This window comes from Metabacillus malikii, assembly GCF_030813355.1.
Taxonomy (GTDB): Bacteria; Bacillota; Bacilli; order Bacillales; family Bacillaceae; genus Metabacillus; species Metabacillus malikii.
The window spans coordinates 1-1798 of record NZ_JAUSUD010000061.1 but is presented as its reverse complement, the minus strand read 5'-3'; the positions used below and the strand labels follow the sequence as shown (position 1 = coordinate 1798).

General features: G+C 37.3%; 1 protein-coding gene. It reads left to right on the top strand.

Annotated features, from left to right (window positions below; translation table 11 throughout):
- Positions 1-113: 113 nt before the first annotated feature.
- Entirely contained in the window at positions 114-1472 is a 1359-nt protein-coding gene (locus tag J2S19_RS23580) for an IS110 family RNA-guided transposase (protein WP_307347341.1), read from the top strand.
- The last annotated feature ends 326 nt before the right edge of the window (positions 1473-1798 follow it).

The following is a 1798-nucleotide window of genomic DNA, read 5'->3' as shown; positions in this document are numbered from 1 at the left end:
CTGGTGTATGAAATAATAATTTTGGACACAAAAATGTCCCATGACTATGCTACGATTGAAGTACTTAACCAAGTTTACTCAATCACCCACCCAACCAAAGGAGGTCATAGTCAATGAGACTATTTAATGGTAAACAAGGATTAAGAAGAAGTCAATTCGCAAAAGAACTTAAAGGTGCTAACTTAGAAAAAGTTTTAATTATTCCCATCGATGCATCAAAGGTTATACAGAAGGCAATGATCCTAAATTACTTTGGCGATGTAGTGCATACTCCATTTGCTTTTATGGTTAATCGGACTGGTATGAAGTTCCTAATTCAAAAGATTGAGGAGGCTAAACAGACCTTCCAGGCTGAGCGGATTTTTGTGGGCATAGAAGCCACTGGTCATTATTACGAAGATATTGTTCGTATTTTAACAACCAAAGGGTACTCTGTTCATATAATTAATCCTGCCTCCACCCATGAGGAGCGCAAACAACACCTCACATATACCAAAACGGATGATATCGATTTATATCTGATTGCCGAGGCGTTGTTGGGCAATAAAGCGACAAATGCCAAGCTTTCTACTGGTCAATACAGAAAGCTACAAAATCTTACCCGAGCTAGACGAAGCGAAATTAATAAGCGGTCACGAGTCAAAACAGAGATTCGTACTATTCATGACCACATCTGGCGTGAATACCAAGGATACAGCGTTTTGATAGACGGAAAAGTTAAGACAAGAAAGATCTTTAGTGACTTTTGGGGTAAAGCAAGTTTACACATACTTTCCCACTATCCACATGCTTCTCATATTCTTAAACTTGGAGAAATTGGTTTAAGGAGAATCTCTAAGGAGCATAACCTTAAGATTCGAAAGACAGCTATTGAAAAGCTTCTCTATGCCGCTAATGAAAGTGTCTCTAAAGATTTGGAGGAACTATCAAGTGAGCTGTTTCTCTTGAAACAGAAGTTAAAAGATTATGAATGGCATACCAATAACATCCTTGCTTATGAACAGGAAATTGAGCGTATTTTTATCAAGACCAATGGCTTACTTCTCCTTACTGTTCCAGGAATCGGATTAGTTACAGCTACTGAAATCTATTGTGAGATGGGCGATTTATCTCACTATACTAGTGCAAATCAGCTCATTAAGAAGGCTGGAACAAACCCGGTTATTAAGCAATCTGGTAATGGAGTAGGCTACCGTGGCCGGATTTCTAAACAAGGAAATGCAAATTTACGCAGAGCTGTTTATTCTGCTGGAAAAAGTCTTTCTGTACACAATAAAGCACTAAAACCTTTCTGTACACGTTTAAAAGAAAAAGGGAAAAAAGCAGGTTCCATCTACATTGCTATGGGAAATAAGTTCTTAAAAATTGCTTTTTCGATGCTTAAAAATCAACAACCGTTTAAGTGGAATAACCCTAATTTTAATTACGAAGAAGAAGTGACTAAAAAACTATCATTACCAAAAGCAGCATAATTAAACTAAATAAATAGGTGTCATCCTTTTGGTTCGAGTGGAGATCGGAATAAGTTTCCTGAGGCACGGACCTCGATGTTTAGCTAAATCCCACTCGTCCTGTAAATGCGAATCAGTACGTTATTATTTTAAATTTTGCACTCAATGCCAGATTGCATCAATGCAGACCAAGAAGCGAGTGAAAAGCCCATTTCTGAATCAAGAAGATGGCACCTGTTTCATTAAAAACTTGGTTAATTGTTACTGGTAGAATTAGGAAACTACAGTAAGTGTGTTTGAGTTGCCCAAAAACTTGAAAAAAGTATTTGACATTGTACGCTAAACAA

Excerpts from the sequence above, each read along its gene's own strand:
- J2S19_RS23580 (WP_307347341.1), top strand. The coding sequence starts at position 114 with ATGAGACTATTTAATGGTAAACAAGGATTAAGAAGAAGTCAATTCGCA.